The 14,428-nt window shown below is 67.3% G+C and carries 19 protein-coding genes; 17 read left to right on the top strand and 2 right to left on the bottom strand.

The genetic code is table 11. The annotated features are described in order from the left end of the window. From Q673_RS28355 to phnP, 5 genes are all read left to right on the top strand, one after another. Positions 1–627: ATP-binding cassette domain-containing protein (locus Q673_RS28355; RefSeq protein WP_023006099.1), on the top strand; the 627-nt coding region annotated here is incomplete at its 5' end. Positions 628–638: 11 nt separating this feature from the next. Next, the gene (gene phnL, locus Q673_RS28350) at positions 639–1,388 is read left to right on the top strand and encodes a phosphonate C-P lyase system protein PhnL (protein WP_023006098.1); all 750 of its coding nucleotides are present in this window, start codon (positions 639–641) and stop codon (positions 1,386–1,388) included. Further along, entirely contained in the window at positions 1,385–2,533 is a 1,149-nt protein-coding gene (locus Q673_RS28345; RefSeq protein WP_023006097.1) for an alpha-D-ribose 1-methylphosphonate 5-triphosphate diphosphatase, read from the top strand. Before phnL ends, Q673_RS28345 begins: the two co-directional genes overlap by 4 nt. Continuing rightward, positions 2,533–3,075, top strand: coding sequence for a ribose 1,5-bisphosphokinase (gene phnN, locus Q673_RS28340; protein WP_023006096.1), 543 nt, complete (start codon positions 2,533–2,535; stop codon positions 3,073–3,075). The genes Q673_RS28345 and phnN overlap by 1 nt, the downstream gene beginning before the upstream one ends. Next, positions 3,072–3,827, top strand: coding sequence for a phosphonate metabolism protein PhnP (gene phnP, locus Q673_RS28335; protein ID WP_023006095.1), 756 nt, complete (start codon positions 3,072–3,074; stop codon positions 3,825–3,827). Before phnN ends, phnP begins: the two co-directional genes overlap by 4 nt. 871 nt (positions 3,828–4,698) lie before the next feature. Here the strand turns inward: phnP and Q673_RS28330 are convergent. Both Q673_RS28330 and Q673_RS28325 read right to left on the bottom strand, forming a co-directional pair. After that, positions 4,699–5,787: a phage portal protein gene (locus Q673_RS28330; RefSeq protein ID WP_023006094.1), complete on the bottom strand. Its 1,089-nt coding sequence runs from the start codon at positions 5,785–5,787 to the stop codon at positions 4,699–4,701. Then, a complete protein-coding gene (locus Q673_RS28325; protein ID WP_031218169.1) occupies positions 5,784–7,562 on the bottom strand; it encodes a terminase large subunit domain-containing protein in 1,779 nt (592 codons plus the stop codon). Before Q673_RS28325 ends, Q673_RS28330 begins: the two co-directional genes overlap by 4 nt. Before the next feature lie 145 nt (positions 7,563–7,707). Between Q673_RS28325 and Q673_RS28320 the strand changes: the two genes are divergently transcribed. The 12 genes from Q673_RS28320 to Q673_RS28275 all read left to right on the top strand — a co-directional run bounded on the left by Q673_RS28320 (position 7,708) and on the right by Q673_RS28275 (position 14,422). Beyond that, positions 7,708–8,520 (top strand): GPO family capsid scaffolding protein, encoded by an 813-nt coding sequence (locus tag Q673_RS28320; protein WP_023006092.1) that lies wholly within the window; start codon positions 7,708–7,710, stop codon positions 8,518–8,520. 12 nt (positions 8,521–8,532) lie between these two features. Continuing rightward, positions 8,533–9,552, top strand: a complete 1,020-nt coding sequence (locus tag Q673_RS28315; protein ID WP_023006091.1) for a phage major capsid protein, P2 family — start codon at positions 8,533–8,535, stop codon at positions 9,550–9,552. An 11-nt stretch (positions 9,553–9,563) separates the two neighbouring features. Next, on the top strand, positions 9,564–10,250 hold the full coding sequence (gpM, locus tag Q673_RS28310) for a phage terminase small subunit (protein ID WP_023006090.1): 687 nt from the start codon (positions 9,564–9,566) through the stop codon (positions 10,248–10,250). Positions 10,251–10,346: 96 nt separating this feature from the next. Continuing rightward, positions 10,347–10,817, top strand: a complete 471-nt coding sequence (locus Q673_RS28305) for a head completion/stabilization protein (RefSeq protein WP_023006089.1) — start codon at positions 10,347–10,349, stop codon at positions 10,815–10,817. Continuing rightward, complete coding sequence (locus Q673_RS28300) at positions 10,817–11,026, top strand: tail protein X (protein ID WP_023006088.1); 210 nt, start codon at positions 10,817–10,819, stop codon at positions 11,024–11,026. The genes Q673_RS28305 and Q673_RS28300 overlap by 1 nt, the downstream gene beginning before the upstream one ends. 19 nt (positions 11,027–11,045) lie before the next feature. Next, positions 11,046–11,390, top strand: coding sequence for a putative holin (locus Q673_RS28295; RefSeq protein WP_023006087.1), 345 nt, complete (start codon positions 11,046–11,048; stop codon positions 11,388–11,390). Beyond that, the gene (locus tag Q673_RS28290) at positions 11,387–11,662 is read left to right on the top strand and encodes a phage holin family protein (RefSeq protein ID WP_023006086.1); all 276 of its coding nucleotides are present in this window, start codon (positions 11,387–11,389) and stop codon (positions 11,660–11,662) included. Before Q673_RS28295 ends, Q673_RS28290 begins: the two co-directional genes overlap by 4 nt. Before the next feature lie 2 nt (positions 11,663–11,664). Then, positions 11,665–12,468: an N-acetylmuramidase domain-containing protein gene (locus Q673_RS28285; RefSeq protein WP_023006085.1), complete on the top strand. Its 804-nt coding sequence runs from the start codon at positions 11,665–11,667 to the stop codon at positions 12,466–12,468. Between the two features lie 11 nt (positions 12,469–12,479). Further along, positions 12,480–12,914, top strand: coding sequence for a 3TM-type holin (locus Q673_RS0118440; protein WP_023006084.1), 435 nt, complete (start codon positions 12,480–12,482; stop codon positions 12,912–12,914). Next, positions 12,911–13,393: a phage tail protein gene (locus Q673_RS0118435; RefSeq protein ID WP_023006083.1), complete on the top strand. Its 483-nt coding sequence runs from the start codon at positions 12,911–12,913 to the stop codon at positions 13,391–13,393. The genes Q673_RS0118440 and Q673_RS0118435 overlap by 4 nt, the downstream gene beginning before the upstream one ends. A gap of 1 nt (position 13,394) precedes the next feature. Beyond that, positions 13,395–13,853: a phage virion morphogenesis protein gene (locus tag Q673_RS28280; protein ID WP_023006082.1), complete on the top strand. Its 459-nt coding sequence runs from the start codon at positions 13,395–13,397 to the stop codon at positions 13,851–13,853. A 77-nt stretch (positions 13,854–13,930) separates the two neighbouring features. Next, positions 13,931–14,422, top strand: a complete 492-nt coding sequence (locus Q673_RS28275; RefSeq protein ID WP_023006081.1) for a phage baseplate assembly protein V — start codon at positions 13,931–13,933, stop codon at positions 14,420–14,422. The last annotated feature ends 6 nt before the right edge of the window (positions 14,423–14,428 follow it).

Below are 14,428 nucleotides of genomic sequence, written 5' to 3'. Positions count from 1 at the left end.
GCCGGCCAGGTGGTCTATCACTCAGCCGCCGCCCAGGGCCGCGACGGGTCGGGCCACGAGGGCGAGCTCGACCTCTACGCCATCGGTGAGGCCCATCGCCGGGCACTGCTGCGCATGGAGTGGAGCCTGGTACACCAGAACCCCCGCGACGGCCTGCGCCTGGGCGTCTCGGCCGGGGCCAACATCGGCGAGCGCCTGATGGCCCTGGGCGAGCGCCACTACGGGCAGCTGCGCGCCGCCGGCCAGGACTGGATGGGGCGCGTCGAGCTCGATCCACGGCGCATCGATGACGCCCCGAAGACCTTCTCGGGCGGCATGCAGCAGCGCCTGCAGATCGCCCGCACTCTGGTCACCCGTCCCAACCTGGTGTTCATGGACGAGCCCACCGGGGGCCTGGATGTCTCCGTGCAGGCCCGGTTGCTCGACATGTTGCGCACCCTGGTCCGCGAGCTTGGCCTCTCGGTGATCCTGGTCACCCATGACCTGGCGGTGGCCCGCCTGCTGGCCCATCGCCTGATGGTGATGCGCCGTGGCCAGGTGGTGGAGAGCGGCCTGACCGACCAAATCCTCGACGACCCCCAGCACGCCTACACGCAGCTGCTGGTGTCGTCGGTCCTGACCCCGTGAGGAGGCCCGCCATGACATCCCTGACGTCCCCCTTTCTCAGCGTCGACTCCCTGCACAAGGCCTTCGTGCTTCACGGCCAGGGGGGCATGACCCTGGAGGTGATGCGTGACCTGTCGCTGACCCTGTCGCCCGGCGAGTGCCTGGTGCTCGCCGGGCCCAGCGGCATCGGCAAGAGCACGCTGCTCAAGATGCTCCACGGCAGCTACCGCGTCACCGGCGGCACGCTGCGCCTGCACTTCGAGGACGGCGACCTGGCGCTGGAGACCTTGCCGGCCCACGCCTGGCACACCCTGCGGCGCGACGTGATCGGCTACGTCAGCCAGTTCCTGCGCGTGGTGCCGCGGATGCCGGCGGTAGAGGTGGTGATGGAGCCGCTGCTGGCCCGTGGCGAGGACGCGGCCGTGGCGCGCGCGCGGGCCGAGGCGATGCTGGCCCGCCTCAACCTGCCCGAGCGCCTGTGGAGCCTGCCTCCGGGCACCTTCTCCGGCGGTGAGCAGCAGCGGGTCAACATCGCCCGCGGCTTCATCGCCGAGCATCCGCTGCTGCTGCTGGATGAGCCCACCGCCTCGCTGGATGCCGCCAACCGTGAGGTGGTGGTGCAACTGATCCAGGAGGCCAAGGCGCGCGGCGCGGCCCTGCTGGGTATCTTTCACGACGAGGACGTGCGCGACCGCGTTGCCGACCGCCTGCTGCCGCTGACACCACATATGGGGGCGGCGCTGGCCTCCATGCCAGCCAATGATGAGGAGATTCGCGGATGAGTGCTTCCGAACAGGTGCTGACCAATGCCCGGCTGGTCCTCGACGACGAGGTGTGCCGGGGCTCGCTGGTGATTCGCGACGGACGCATCGCGGCTGTGGATCGTGGCACCACCGGCGTGGCCTCCGCGCTGGACTGCGATGGCGACTACCTGATGCCGGGCCTGATCGAGCTGCACACCGACAACATGGAGAAGTATTTCCAGCCCCGCCCCAAGGTGGCCTGGCCGGGTCGTTCCGCGGCGTTGGCCCATGACGCCCAGATGGCCGCCAGCGGCATCACCACGGTGTTCGATGCACTCTCCATCGGTGACATCGATGAACAGAGCATGCGCGAGGGCGCGCTCAAGCAGATGGTCGGCTCGCTGCAGGCGATCATGGACGACGGCATGGCCCGCATCGACCATCGTCTCCACCTGCGCTGCGAGGTCTGTCAGCCAGCGACCCTGGAGCGCTTCGAGTCCCTGGCCGATTCGCCGCTTCTCGGCCTGGTATCGCTGATGGATCATGCCCCGGGTCAGCGTCAGTTCGTGAGTCTGGATGCCTACCGGACCTACTACCAGGGCAAGCACCGCATGAGCGATGAAGCACTGGAAGCCTTTATCGAGAAGCAGCTGGCCAACAGCGCCCGCTACAGCAGTACCAACCGTCAGGCTATCGCTGCAGCGTGCCATCAGCGTGGTCTGGCCCTGGCCAGCCATGACGATGCCACCATCGAGCACGTCGCCGAGAGCGTCGAGTATGGCACCCGGGTGGCGGAGTTCCCCACCACGCGCGAGGCGGCCGAGGCCTCCCACCGTCACGGGCTGGCGGTGATGATGGGCGCGCCCAACGTGGTGCGTGGCGGTTCTCACTCGGGCAATATCGCCGCAGCGGAGCTGGTGTCGCTGGGCGTGCTCGATGTGCTCTCATCGGACTACTACCCGGCGGCGCTGCTGGATGCCGTCTTCCGTATCGCCGACATGGAAGGGGGTTACTCTCTGCCACGGGCCGTGGCCACGGCCACCCGGATCCCGGCGCAGGCGGTGGGGCTTGAGGATCGCGGGCGCCTGGCCACCGGCCTTCGTGCCGACCTGCTGCGGGTGCGGGTGGTGGATGATCATCCGTTGGTCCAGCGGGTGTGGTGCGCCGGACGGCAGGTGCACTGATGGGCCGGCTGATCTATCTGGTCGGGGCCAGCGGCGTGGGCAAGGACACGCTACTGGCCGCTACCCGCCAGCGCTATCCGGAGTGGCTCGTTGCCCACCGTTATGTGACTCGGGAGAGCGGGGCCTCGGAGAACAGTGTCGCCCTGACACCAGAGGAGTTCCTGGCCCGCCAGCGCGCAGGCCTGTTCGCCCTGAGCTGGGAGGCCCATGGCCTTCACTATGGATTGGGGGTCGAGCTCGACGCCTGGCTGGCTCGCGACCGAGTGGTGCTGGTCAACGGCAGCCGGCGTGCCTTGCCATCGGCCAGGGCGCGTTTCGGTGCGGCGCTGACGCCGGTGGTGATGACCGCCGCGGACGAGGTGCTGCGTGCGCGGCTACGCCGCCGTGGGCGCGAGGATGAGGCCGAGATCGAGGCCCGCCTGGCGCGCCATCGCGAGCTGAGTGATGCACTGCCGGAGCTGCCGCGCCTGGATAATGGTGGGCCACTGGATGGCGCACTGGCGGCCCTGGAGCGGCTGGTCGACGGGGAGGTCACGGCGTGAAGTTTCGTTTCACCGGCACCGGCGACAGCGCCCAGGTGCCGTGCTTCGGCTGTGACTGCCCGGTCTGTGTACGGGCACGGGTGATCGCCGGCGCCCGACGCGGGCCCTGCAGCGCCGAGGTCGAGGTCGACGGACATCTTTATCTTCTGGACGCCGGCCGGATGGACCTGGCCGATCGCTGTCAGCGACATCGCCCCGACGCCATCCTGCTCACCCACTACCACCCCGATCATGTGCAGGGGCTGTTTCACCTGCGCTGGGGGTGTGGCAAGTCGATCCCGGTCTATGGCCCCAAGGATCCCCAGGGGTGTGCCGACCTCTACCGTCACCCCGGCGTGCTCGACTTCCGGGCGCCTCTCAAGCCCTTCAAGCTCCTGTCACTCGCGTCGCTGACGGTGACGCCGGTGCCGCTCAACCACAGTAAACCGACGCTGGGCTACTGTCTGGATGATGGGGAAGGGCGGCTGGCCTACCTGACCGATACCTGTGGCCTGCCGGGGGCGACCGAGCGCTTCCTGCGCGAATGGCAGCCGGACGTGGTGGTGCTGGACTGCGGCTACCCGAGTCGCGTGACGGAGCCCCGCAATCACAACACCCCGGCGCATGCCGTGCAGATCATCGAACGGCTGGCGGTGCCGATGGCCTACCTGACCCACATCGGCCACGAGCTCGACCGGGAGCTGCATGAGGGGGCGTGTGCCTTGCCGGCCAACGTGCAGGTGGCGAAGGATGGAGAGGAGCTGAGCCTGTAGAAACGGGGCAAGGGCTGCATCAGGCAAGAGACAAGGAAAGGCCGCAAAGAAAAAACCGCTGAGTCTCCTCAGCGGCTTTTTCGATATTCGTGGCGGAGGGGGAGGGATTCGAAACCACCCTTTTGTTGGTTTCTCCTCTAAGCTGCTGATTCTACAAGATCGTCTTCAGCTGGAAAGCGATGATTTGTTCCCGGATTGTTCCCAGATGGATGATGGTGATGCGCGTGTAACGTGCGCGGGCGCATCATGCGCGCGCGGAGCTCTAGAATCCGTGGGGGGCTCGGAAAAAGGTAACAAAGGTAACGCCATCCCGAAAAACAGCGTAAGCGTATGAATATCAAAGGATTCGAACGGGTGTTCAAAAGGTAACAAAAAGGTGATGCAAAGGTAATGCGTTACCTTTTTAAGAGGTCGCAGAGAGAAAAACATATATCCTTTATTATCAGCAACTTGCGAGAGCGTTACCTTTTGCAGTACCTCTTGTTACCTTTTTGAGGTAACGCCAACAACCTTCAATATCAGTGGCTTGCGAGAGATTTTCGCCCTTGTGACCGATGTTACCTTTTTCCGAGGACCCCCTTGCTTCTCAGATTCGCCGCCGTCGCAGGCCTAGGGCTTCTGCCCGCCAGAAATGAAGAAAAACGCAAGTATTCCCAGTGACTTAGAAGACTCTGAGGCGCCCTAAGCGCCTGGCGGCGATGCGCCTGCATGCTTGAATAAAATTATTCTCATCTAGAGCGGAGGCGGGGCGGGGTGTGGACGGCGCGCGGCGGGCTGCCGCCGGGGTGGGGTGGGGGTGCCGACCGCCTGGCGAGCAGGCACAAGAAAGCCGCCTCGATGGGCGGCTTCGGTGGTGCTGGGCGAGCGCTGGTCAGCGCGTTGGATCGAGGCCGCCGCCCGCCTCGGCGTCGAGCGAGTACGGCCGGAACCGGATGATCTCCTCGCCGACGATCTCGTTGATCTCGCGCATGGTCTCCTGGAGCGGCTCGAGCTCGTTGGCCACGAACACGCGCGCGGCCTTCTCGACGTCGCCGAAGCCGCCGGTATTCTGCGGGATGATGCCCATCAGCTGCGGCGGGATGCGGTGGCCGGCGAGCTGGTCATCCCGGGTGATGTTCTTGATGTTCCAGAACTCGTCCTTCGCCGCCACCTCGCTGATCGGGATGATCTGCACGCCGTCCTTCTTCCCCTGGGGGGAGTAGAGAAACAGGTTGCGGAAGTTGCCCACCCCCTTGCTCTCCTTCAGCGCCGAGCGCATGGCGTCGATGTCCTGCTGGTCCTGGGCGGCGTCGCTCACGTACATGATGAACCCGGCATGGGAGCCGTTGAGGTAGTAGCGGCGCCGGAACAGGGTGGCGTTCTCGTTGAGCCACGCCGACTGCAAGCTGCCGATGTAGTCCGGCACCCCGTAGATACCCTGGTCGATATCGGGCTCGAGCAGGTGGATCACCCGGCCCCGGGGCAGCTCCACCCGGTCGACGAAGTTGGGAACCCACCAATAGCGGTCGCCCTGGAGGCCGCCGCGGCGCATGTACCGCGCGCGAAGATGGCGGAACGGCAGGCGACTTCCCAGCCGACTCGCCACCTCCTCGAGGTAGCCGTTGCCGAACACCAGGTAGTCGAGAGCCAATCCGCTGAAGGTCTGCCGACCCAGCAGAGGATGCGGGACGAAGGTGCGCAACAGGATGTTGCGCTTCACCTGGAGCGCGCTGCCATGGTGCGCCGTTGCCCGGTAACTCTTCGCCAGAACGTCCAGCGGGATCGGCGGCTCGTACCACTCCTCCGGCGACATCCAAAGCCCCTCGTAGAAGAAGTCACGCATGCTGGTCACCGGCACCGGGTCGCCGAAGGCGAAGGCCTCGGCGCGCGCTGGCTGCGAGGTAGCAGCGGCGGCCGCCTCGCTGTCCGTGGTATAGGCGGGCACGCGAACGCGCGGCTTTTGGGTAGCGGTCTCGCTCATTCGGACATCTCCATGATAGAACGCCCGGCGCCTTCGGCCGGGCCGTCGATCGGTTCGTGATTCAGGGCGTGCATGGTCGCCCACGCGAGGTCCGCGTGGCCGGTCGCCTTGCTCCGTCCGCTGGTGTAGGTGTACTGGCGTCCGCCCGCCGTCAGCTCACGCTTGATGGCCATGAAGCTCTGGGCCATGTCACTCCAGCCCGCATCGAACTCGAGTCGCCCCTTGCGCATGATCTGCTGGGCCTGCATCACCATTGCCCCTTTCACCGCCACGTCGTAGCGGTAGCGGGTCAGCGTCGGGAACCACTTGGCGACGTGCTCGGCAACCGCTTCGCCCAGGCCGCTGACGTCGATGCCGATATGCTCGATGCGGTACTTCTGGCGGAACCCCTTGATGAAATCGGCCTGGGCCTCGTAGTCCTCGCCCTTGAGGCGGTGACGCTCCAGGATGCGGTGCTTCTCGTCTCGCGTGCGTGCCGGCAGCACCACCACCAGGCCCGCGCCGTCGCCATCCTCGCCGGTGCCCGTCGGGTCGTAGCCGATCCACACCCCGCGGTCGCCCGCCGGGCGAGGAGCGAATGGGCGGTAGTCGTCCCACTCTTCCCAGGCGTCCACCATGCAGGGGTGCACCAGGGTCAGCGGGAAGGCGCTCTGCGAATCGTCCACAAACTGGCACATCAGGAGGTTGGCGAACTCCTCCTGGCTATACTCGAGTCGCAGCTGGTCGAGGTCGAAGAGGTCGCAGCCGCCGGCGATGGCATCTTCCACCGTGACGATCTGGCGCCACTGGCCATCCGGGCACAGCGCACCATCGGCCAGCGAGGCATGCGAGGTGTCGAACTCCACCCGCTCCGCCTTCGGCCGGCGGCGGTTGAACATTTCGCCGCTCCAGAAGGGGTAGGCCTCATGCCCCAGGCTCGAGGGCGTCGAGAAGTAGGTCTGTCGCCACTTCTTGTGCATCGCCATGCCGCTGGTGACCTTGCGGAACTCCTGGAAGCGGTGAATCCAGAAATACTCGTCGAGATAGACGTCGCCGTGATAGCCCTGAGCCGTCTTCGAGTTGGTGCCCAGGAAGTGCAGCTCGGCGCCGTTATCCAACACCAGAGGGTCACCCTTCAGGTCGACATCGCACACCTCCTTCACGAACTGGAGGATGTAGTTCTTGAAGATATGCGCCTGGGCCTTCGAGGCACTGAGGAAGATCTTGTTGCGGCCGGTCTCGAAGGCGTCGACGATCGCCTCGCGAGCGAAGAAGAACGTCGCGCCGATCTGGCGGCTCTTGAGGATGTTGCGGATGCGGTGCTTCTGGCCCGCCTCGTACCAGTGCAGCTGGTACTGAAAGCTCGTCTCCAGGAAGGCCGCCTTGAGCTGCTCGATCTGCTCCTCGTCGAGGTAGTTGCGCCGTGCCTTCCGCTTGCGCGGCGCCTCGTTGCGGGCATTGATGTTCGGGTTGAGGTCCGACTCGCGGCCGGTCGCCTCGTACTTGTGCACCCGGGCCAGGCGCTCGATCTGCCGGCCGAGCAGGTCGATCTCCTTGAAGTCCTTGCCCTCCTTCGGCTCCTTGCCGATCAGCTGCACCATGCGCGCCTCGAGCGCGCCCTCCACGCGCTCGATGGGCGAGGCCTCATCCCAGCCGTCGCGGCGTTTCCAGCTGTGCAGGGTGGCCGGCTTCTCTTCCAGGAACTCGGCGATGCGCGCCACGCGCCACCCCTGCCAGTAGAGGTGGCGCGCGGTGATGCGCGGCGAGCCGAGGGTATCGGGGGGCATGGTCGTCATGCCGCCAGCGTAACCGCGCGCACGCAGCGCCCATGGACGCGCGAGTTGTAGGGCCCGGCACTACAACGCCGCCAAGTTGAGGCGCCCACGCAGGGCGCGGAACCTGACGGCAACGCCTGACCCGTTCCCAACCCACGAGGCAGCCATGGCAAAGTTTCGCGTCGCCACCGAAGGCGCAACCACCGACGGCCGCAAGATCTCACGCCAGTGGATCGAGCAGATGGCCAAGAACTTCGACCCCGCCAAGTACGGCGCCCGCGTGTGGATGGAGCACATGCGCGGCATGTTCCATGACGGCCCCTTCCAGGCCCTGGGCGACGTCACCGAGGTCGAGGCCCGCGAGGTCGAAGACGGCAAGCTCGCCCTGTTCGTCGAGATCGACCCCACCGACCGCCTCAAGCAGATGAACCAGGAGCGCCAGAAGGTCTACACCTCCATCGAGGTCGACCCCGAGTTCGCCGACACCGGCGAGGCGTATCTAGTAGGCCTGGCCGTCACTGACAGCCCCGCCAGCCTCGGCACCGACATGCTGCAATTCAGCGCCCAGCAGGGTGACAAGTCGCCGCTGGCCGCCCGCAAGCAGAAGGCCCACAACGTCTTCACCGCCGCCATCGAGACCGAGCTCGACTTCAGCGAGCCGCCCGCCGACCAGGGCCCCAGCCTGGCCGACAAGGTCAAGGCGCTGTTCAAGCGTCAGGACGCCAAGACCCAGAAGGGCCTCGAGGCCTTCCGCGCCGAGCTCGAGCAGACCCTCGAACTGTTCGTGCAGAAGCATGGTGAGCTGGCCGACGAGCTGGAGAGGCGCCCCACTGCCGAGGCGTTCAATACCCTGCAGGCCGCCCACGACAAGCTGAAGGCCGACTTCGACGCCCTCTACGCCCAGCTCGACCGCACCCCGGACACCCCCGAGCGCGCCCCCGCCGTCGGCGGCGGGAACACCGTACTCACCGACTGCTAAGGACCGCCGCCCATGCGTATCGAAACCCGTAAAGCCTATAACCAGCTGCTCTCACGCGTGGCCCAACTCTCCGGCGCTCCCAGCGCCACTGAGAGCTTCGCCGTTGAGCCCAGCGTCCAGCAGACCCTGGAATCCAAGATCCAGGAGTCCAGCGCCTTCCTGAGCAGCATCAACGTCCAGGGCGTGAACGAGCTCAAGGGGCAGAAGCTCGGTCTCGGCGTCTCCGGCCCGATCGCCAAGCGCACCGACGTCAGCGCCAAGGATCGCGCCACCAGCGACGTCTCCAGCCTCGAGGCGCACGACTACGAGTGCGTGTCCACCGAGTTCGACACCCACATCACCTGGGCCAAGCTGGATGCCTGGGCGCAGTTCCCCGACTTCCAGACTCGCGTGCGCAACGCCATCGTTCGCCAGCAAGCGCTCGACCGCATCATGATCGGCTTCAACGGCACCAGCGCCGCCGTAGAGTCCGACCCGGTCGCCAACCCGCTGCTGCAAGACGTCAACATCGGCTGGCTGCAGCACTACCGCGCCAACGCCGCCGCCCGTGTGCTCACCGAGGGTGCCAATGTTGGTGAAGTTCGAGTCGGCCCCGGCGGCGACTACGAGAACCTCGACGCCCTGGTCTACGACGTCGTCAACGAGATGATTGACCCCTGGCACCGCGGCAACACCGCCCTGCGCGCTATCGTCGGCCGCAAGCTGATGGCCGACAAATACTTCCCGCTGGTCAACAGCGACCTGCCGCCCAGTGAGCAACAGGCCGCCGACATGCTGATCAGCCAGAAGCGCATGGGAGGCGTTCAGGGCGCCCAGGTGCCCTTCATGCCGGACAACACCATCTTCATCACCGCGCCGGACAACCTGTCCATTTACTGGCAGCGCGGCAGCCGCCGGCGCTACCTCGAGGACAACCCGAAGCGCAACCGCGTGGAGAACTACGAGTCCTCCAACGACGCTTACGTGGTCGAGGACTACGGCTTCGGCTGCCTGGTCGAGAACATCGTCATCGGCGACTGGACCGGCGTCTAAGGAGGCGACTCATGACGAGCCCAGCCCGCAAGCACTTCCAGAAGGTCACCGCCGCGCAAGCGGCGGGGGCCACCCCGGAAGGCCAGGTGCAAACCGGCGACCAGTACGAGCTCCACGCCGCCGCCCTCTACGAGGCGCGGCGCACCCTCAAGGGCATCAAGTCCGTCAAGGCCAAGATCGAGAAGAAGCGCGAGCTGCTTCCCGAGTTCGATAGCTACATTGCCGGCGTCCTCGAGGCCGGCAACGGCGCCCAGGACGACGTGCTGATGACCGTGCTCGTCTGGCGCATCGACGTCGGCGACCTGCCCGGCGCCCTGGACATTGCCGAGTACGCCATGCAGCACGACCTCCAGACCCCCGACCGCTACGAGCGCGACACCGCCTCGCTCATCGCCGAGGAGATCGCCGACCAGGCCCTGCGCATGCTCGCCGAGGAAGGTGCCGACGCCCCCGCCCTGGTCGAGATCCTCGCGCGCACGGCCCAGATCACCGCCGAGCACGACATGCACGACGAGATCCGCGCCAAGCTGCACAAGGCCCTGGGGTATGCCCATCGGGATGCAGGGAGCCTGCAGTTCGCCCTCGAGGATCTCCAGCTCGCCCTCTCGCTCAATGAGCGCGTCGGCGTCAAGAAGGACATCGAGAAGCTCGAGCGCGAGCTCAAGAACGCCGCCCAGGGCGAAAGCGCCCAGGGCTGACCCCGAGTCGCACGCCGACGCCAAGGGGGCACCGGGCCAGCGAGGAATCTCTCCCCACGCTGCTCCCCGGTTCACCCCCTTCCTTGAGAGGTCGCCATGTCACTCATCGCCTACGGCACCGGCGAAGCCAGCACTCCCGCCGCCGCCATCACCAACAACGGCTTCTGGCCGGCCATCGAGCCGGAGGCGTTCCGCGACGCCGAGCGCGCCGACACCACCATCACCGCCGCCCGGGTCGAGCACGCCCTTCGCGTCGCCATGGCCGACGTCAACCGCCAGCTCGCCGCCTGGCAGGCCGCCCGTGAAGAGGAGGGCGCCGCCACCCTCGAGGACGTCACCCCGCCCAGCTGGCAGCTGCCCGGCGCCTACCCGCTGCTCTACCGCCGCGCCGTCTACGCCACCGCCATGGCCAGTCTGCTCGAGCGCTATCGCGACCACAGCGCCACCGGCGAGGGCGACGAGCGGGGCGAGGCCAAGGACCTCGCCGCCGACGACTACCGCCGCGACGCCCGCTGGGCCGTCAGCGAGATCCTGGGCCGCACCCATACCACGGTGGAGCTGATCTGATGCCGCAGGTGCGCACCCACCAGGGCGAAACTCTCGACGCCCTCTGCTACCGCATCCTCGGCTACACCGAGGGCGCCACCGAGCAGGCCCTCGAACTCAACCCCGGGCTCGCCGAGCTGGGCCCCATCCTGCCCCACGGCACCCTGGTCACGCTGCCGGAAGAGCAGCGCCGCCCACGCACACAAGAAACCGTCCAGCTCTGGAGCTGACGCAGACGCAGAGGAACCCATGGCAGAACCCAGCACCGTCACCGCCGCCGGCACCGCCAGCCTCACCGCCGTTATCGTCAGCATGCTGCCGGGCATCGACGCCAACGCTGTGATCGGGGCCTTTTGCGGTGCCAGCCTGTTCGTGATCAGCGCCAAGGATCTCGGGCTCTTCGAGCGGCTCGCCTACCTGATCATCTCGTTTCTGATCGGCTACCTGGGCGGCCCCGCCACCCTGGGCAGCGCCCTCGAGCACTCCGCCGTGTCGGCATTCACCGCCGCCGCGGTCACCGTCACCGCCGGGCTACGGGCCATCGAGGGCGTCAAGACCATCGACCTCAAGGCCTGGTTGGGAGGCAAGAAGTGACCACCCCTGCACTGCTCGCGGTGATCGCCGCCATGGTGATCATCATCCGCATCCTCACCTTCCGCCGCCGCGGCAGCCGCTACCGCCCCGGCATCGCCGTGGTCGCCTGGCTGCTGGTGGCCATCAACACCTGGCTAGCCGTCCGCATCCTTGCCGCCGGCCACCTCGACGCCTGGTGGCTCGCCCTGCTGCTGATCGGCATCGCCATCGGCCTGCTACGCGCCGGCGGCAACCTCGCCCACCTACTGCGCCCGCTCTGGCCCTGGAGATAGAGATGCTTCGCTACGGAGACACCGGCCCCGCCGTCGAACGCCTGCAACAAGAGCTCCGCCGCCGCGGCATGGGCCTCACCGCCGACGGCATCTTCGGCCCCGCCACCCAGGCCGCCGTGCGCGCCTTCCAGCGCGAGCAGGGCCTGGTCATCGACGGCATCGCCGGCCGCAAGACCCAGGCAGCGCTCTACCAGGAGAAGGGCGACAAGGCGCTCCGCCAGATCGACCTCGTCGGTGCCGCCGAGACGCTCGGCGTCGAGCTCGCCGCCGTGATGGCCGTCAACGAGGTCGAGAGCCGCGGCGTCGGCTTCCACCATGGCGGCGCCCGGCACAACGCGCCCATCATCCTCTACGAGCGCCACATCATGCGCCGCCGCCTACAGCATCACGGCATCAATCCCACGCCTCACCAGCGCCGCTACCCCAGCCTGGTCAACGACAGGCCCGGCGGCTACCGCGGCGGCCCCCGCGAGCACGACCGCCTCGAGGCCGCCGCCGAGATCCACGAAGAGTCCGCCATCGAGTCCTGTTCGTGGGGCCTGTTCCAGATCATGGGCTTCCACTGGAAGGCCCTCGGCTACGCCAGCGCCCACGCCTGGCGCGAAGCCATGCGCGCCAGTGAGGGCCACCAGCTCGAGGCCTTCGTGCGCTTCATCGAGACCAGCCCCGCCATCCATGCCGCCCTGCGCCGGCACGACTGGCGCGACTTCGCCCGGCGCTACAACGGGCCCGACTTCGAGCGTAACGACTACGACACCAAACTAGCCGCCGCCTATCGTCGCCACGCCGCCGCCCTGGCCGCCTGAAAGGAGCCCCCATGAATCTCGTCAGCAAGCTGCTCGGCACCGTCGCCGGCCCCGTCTTCGAGGTCATCGACCAGGCCGTCACCGACAAGGACCAGGCCAACCGACTCAAGGCCGAACTCCAGCGCCGCCTGATCGACCAGCAAGACGCCACCCTTCAGGCGCGCATGAAGGTCATCCTCGCCGAGGCAGGCGGCGAAAGCTGGGCCCAGCGCAACTGGCGGCCGGTGCTGATGCTGGTCATCGTCGCCATCGTCGCCAACAACTACCTGCTCGCCCCCTACCTCGGCGCCGTGTTCGGTACCGGCCTCAGCCTCGAGCTGCCCGAGCGCCTGTGGGATCTCATGACCCTGGGCGTCGGCGGCTACATTGCCGGCCGTAGCGTCGAGAAGACCGCCGAGCGAATCAAGGGCAAGCGCGGCAGCTTCCTCGATGAGGTGGTAAAGTGAAGAAGCTCGCCTCACTCCGCCAGCACCTTCTCGAGCGCATCCCCGGGCTCAAGCGCAACCCCGATCGGCTGCTCACTTTCATCGAGGATGGCCGCATCGAGTTCCACCGCGGCGCCCACCTCTCGCACCAGTACCAGGTGCCCGCGCGCGTGGTCATCACCGACCACGCCGGCGAGCTCGACACCGTGATCATCCCGCTGCTGCAGTGGCTCAGCCGCTACCAGCCCGACCTGGTGCCCGAGGAAGCCGTAAGCTTCCAGGCCGAGCTGCTCAACAATCAGCGCTGGGATCTCGCCATCGACGTCACCCTCACCGAGCGCGTGGTCGCCGTGGTCGACTGCGACGCCGGCACCATCCATGTCGACCACCGCATGCCCGAGTTCCCGATCGACCCCTGTGCCGCCGGCAACTGGCAGCTCTACATCCGCGCCGTCGACGACAGCGAAGAGTACGACCTGGTCGCCGAGTGGGAGCAATAACGTGAGCGATGACCTGGACGCCCTGGAGGACTGGGCCGCCCCGCTACTCGAGCGCCTGCAGCCCGGAGAACGCCGCAAGCTCGCCCGCGATATTGCCCGCGAGCTGCGCAAACGCCAGGCCGCGCGCATCAAAGCCCAGAAGAACCCAGACGGCAGCCCCTTCGAGCCCCGCAAGCCCCAGGCCCGCGCCCAGGCCGGGGCCATCCGCCGCGGCGCCATGTTCACCAAGATCCGCCAGGCCAAGCACCTCAAGGCCCGCGGCCGTGGTGATGATGCCCAGGTGGGCTTCTTCAGCCGCGTCGCGCGCATCGCCCGGGTGCACCAGTACGGCCTGCGCGACAACGTCGATCGCAATGGCCCATCGTACGACTACCCCGAGCGCCGCCTGCTCGGCTACTCCGACGCCGACCGTGCCCTGGTGCGTGACATGCTCCTCGACCACCTCGGCGACGACCTCTAACCCGCCCTCCGTTGTAGCGCCACACCCTACAACCCCGCACGCTAGAGCCGCCGCCCGCCAGCGGCAACGATGGCCGCATGAGCCAACGCCCACTGCATAGCGCCGCCGAGCTGCTGCGCCTGATCCATAACCTGATCCGCCTCGGCACCGTCGCCGAGGTGGATCACGCCTCCGCGCGCTGCCGGGTGCAGATCGGCGAGCTCACCACCGCCTGGCTGCCGTGGCTCGAAGAGCGCGCCGGCACCACCCGCACCTGGAACCCGCCCACCGTGGGCGAGCAGGTGGTGGTGTTCGCTCCAGGGGGCGACATGGCCAGCGCCGTGGTGCTCGCCGGCCTCTACCGCGCCACGCACCCCGCGCCCAGCGACAGCCCCGACGTGTGGCGCGAGGTGATGCCCGATGGCGCCGTTATCGAGTACGACCACGCCGCCCACCGGCTGCTGGCCGAAACCGGGCCCAGCAAGATCGTCATGGACCGCGACCGCATCCTGCTCGAAAGCAACGGCAGCACCATCGAGCTCGACGCCAGCGGCATCCGCCTCAACGGCGCCCGCATCGACCTCAACTGACCCCAG

Source organism: Halomonas sp. PBN3, from assembly GCF_000475415.1.
In the GTDB taxonomy this organism is placed as follows: Bacteria; Pseudomonadota; Gammaproteobacteria; order Pseudomonadales; family Halomonadaceae; genus Halomonas; species Halomonas shengliensis.
This window is presented reverse-complemented; position numbering and strand designations above follow the sequence as displayed.

Bases quoted from the DNA above. Each gene is read 5' to 3' on its own strand.
- gpM (WP_023006090.1), top strand. From the start codon at position 9,564: ATGACGAGCCCAGCCCGCAAGCACTTCCAGAAGGTCACCGCCGCGCAA.
- Q673_RS0118440 (WP_023006084.1), top strand. From the start codon at position 12,480: ATGAATCTCGTCAGCAAGCTGCTCGGCACCGTCGCCGGCCCCGTCTTC.
- Q673_RS28305 (WP_023006089.1), top strand. From the start codon at position 10,347: ATGTCACTCATCGCCTACGGCACCGGCGAAGCCAGCACTCCCGCCGCC.
- Q673_RS28315 (WP_023006091.1), top strand. From the start codon at position 8,533: ATGCGTATCGAAACCCGTAAAGCCTATAACCAGCTGCTCTCACGCGTG.
- Q673_RS28325 (WP_031218169.1), bottom strand. From the start codon at position 7,562: ATGACGACCATGCCCCCCGATACCCTCGGCTCGCCGCGCATCACCGCG.
- Q673_RS28345 (WP_023006097.1), top strand. From the start codon at position 1,385: ATGAGTGCTTCCGAACAGGTGCTGACCAATGCCCGGCTGGTCCTCGAC.
- phnL (WP_023006098.1), top strand. From the start codon at position 639: ATGACATCCCTGACGTCCCCCTTTCTCAGCGTCGACTCCCTGCACAAG.
- Q673_RS28295 (WP_023006087.1), top strand. From the start codon at position 11,046: ATGGCAGAACCCAGCACCGTCACCGCCGCCGGCACCGCCAGCCTCACC.
- Q673_RS28275 (WP_023006081.1), top strand. From the start codon at position 13,931: ATGAGCCAACGCCCACTGCATAGCGCCGCCGAGCTGCTGCGCCTGATC.
- Q673_RS28285 (WP_023006085.1), top strand. From the start codon at position 11,665: ATGCTTCGCTACGGAGACACCGGCCCCGCCGTCGAACGCCTGCAACAA.
- Q673_RS28320 (WP_023006092.1), top strand. From the start codon at position 7,708: ATGGCAAAGTTTCGCGTCGCCACCGAAGGCGCAACCACCGACGGCCGC.
- Q673_RS28330 (WP_023006094.1), bottom strand. From the start codon at position 5,787: ATGAGCGAGACCGCTACCCAAAAGCCGCGCGTTCGCGTGCCCGCCTAT.
- Q673_RS28300 (WP_023006088.1), top strand. From the start codon at position 10,817: ATGCCGCAGGTGCGCACCCACCAGGGCGAAACTCTCGACGCCCTCTGC.
- phnN (WP_023006096.1), top strand. From the start codon at position 2,533: ATGGGCCGGCTGATCTATCTGGTCGGGGCCAGCGGCGTGGGCAAGGAC.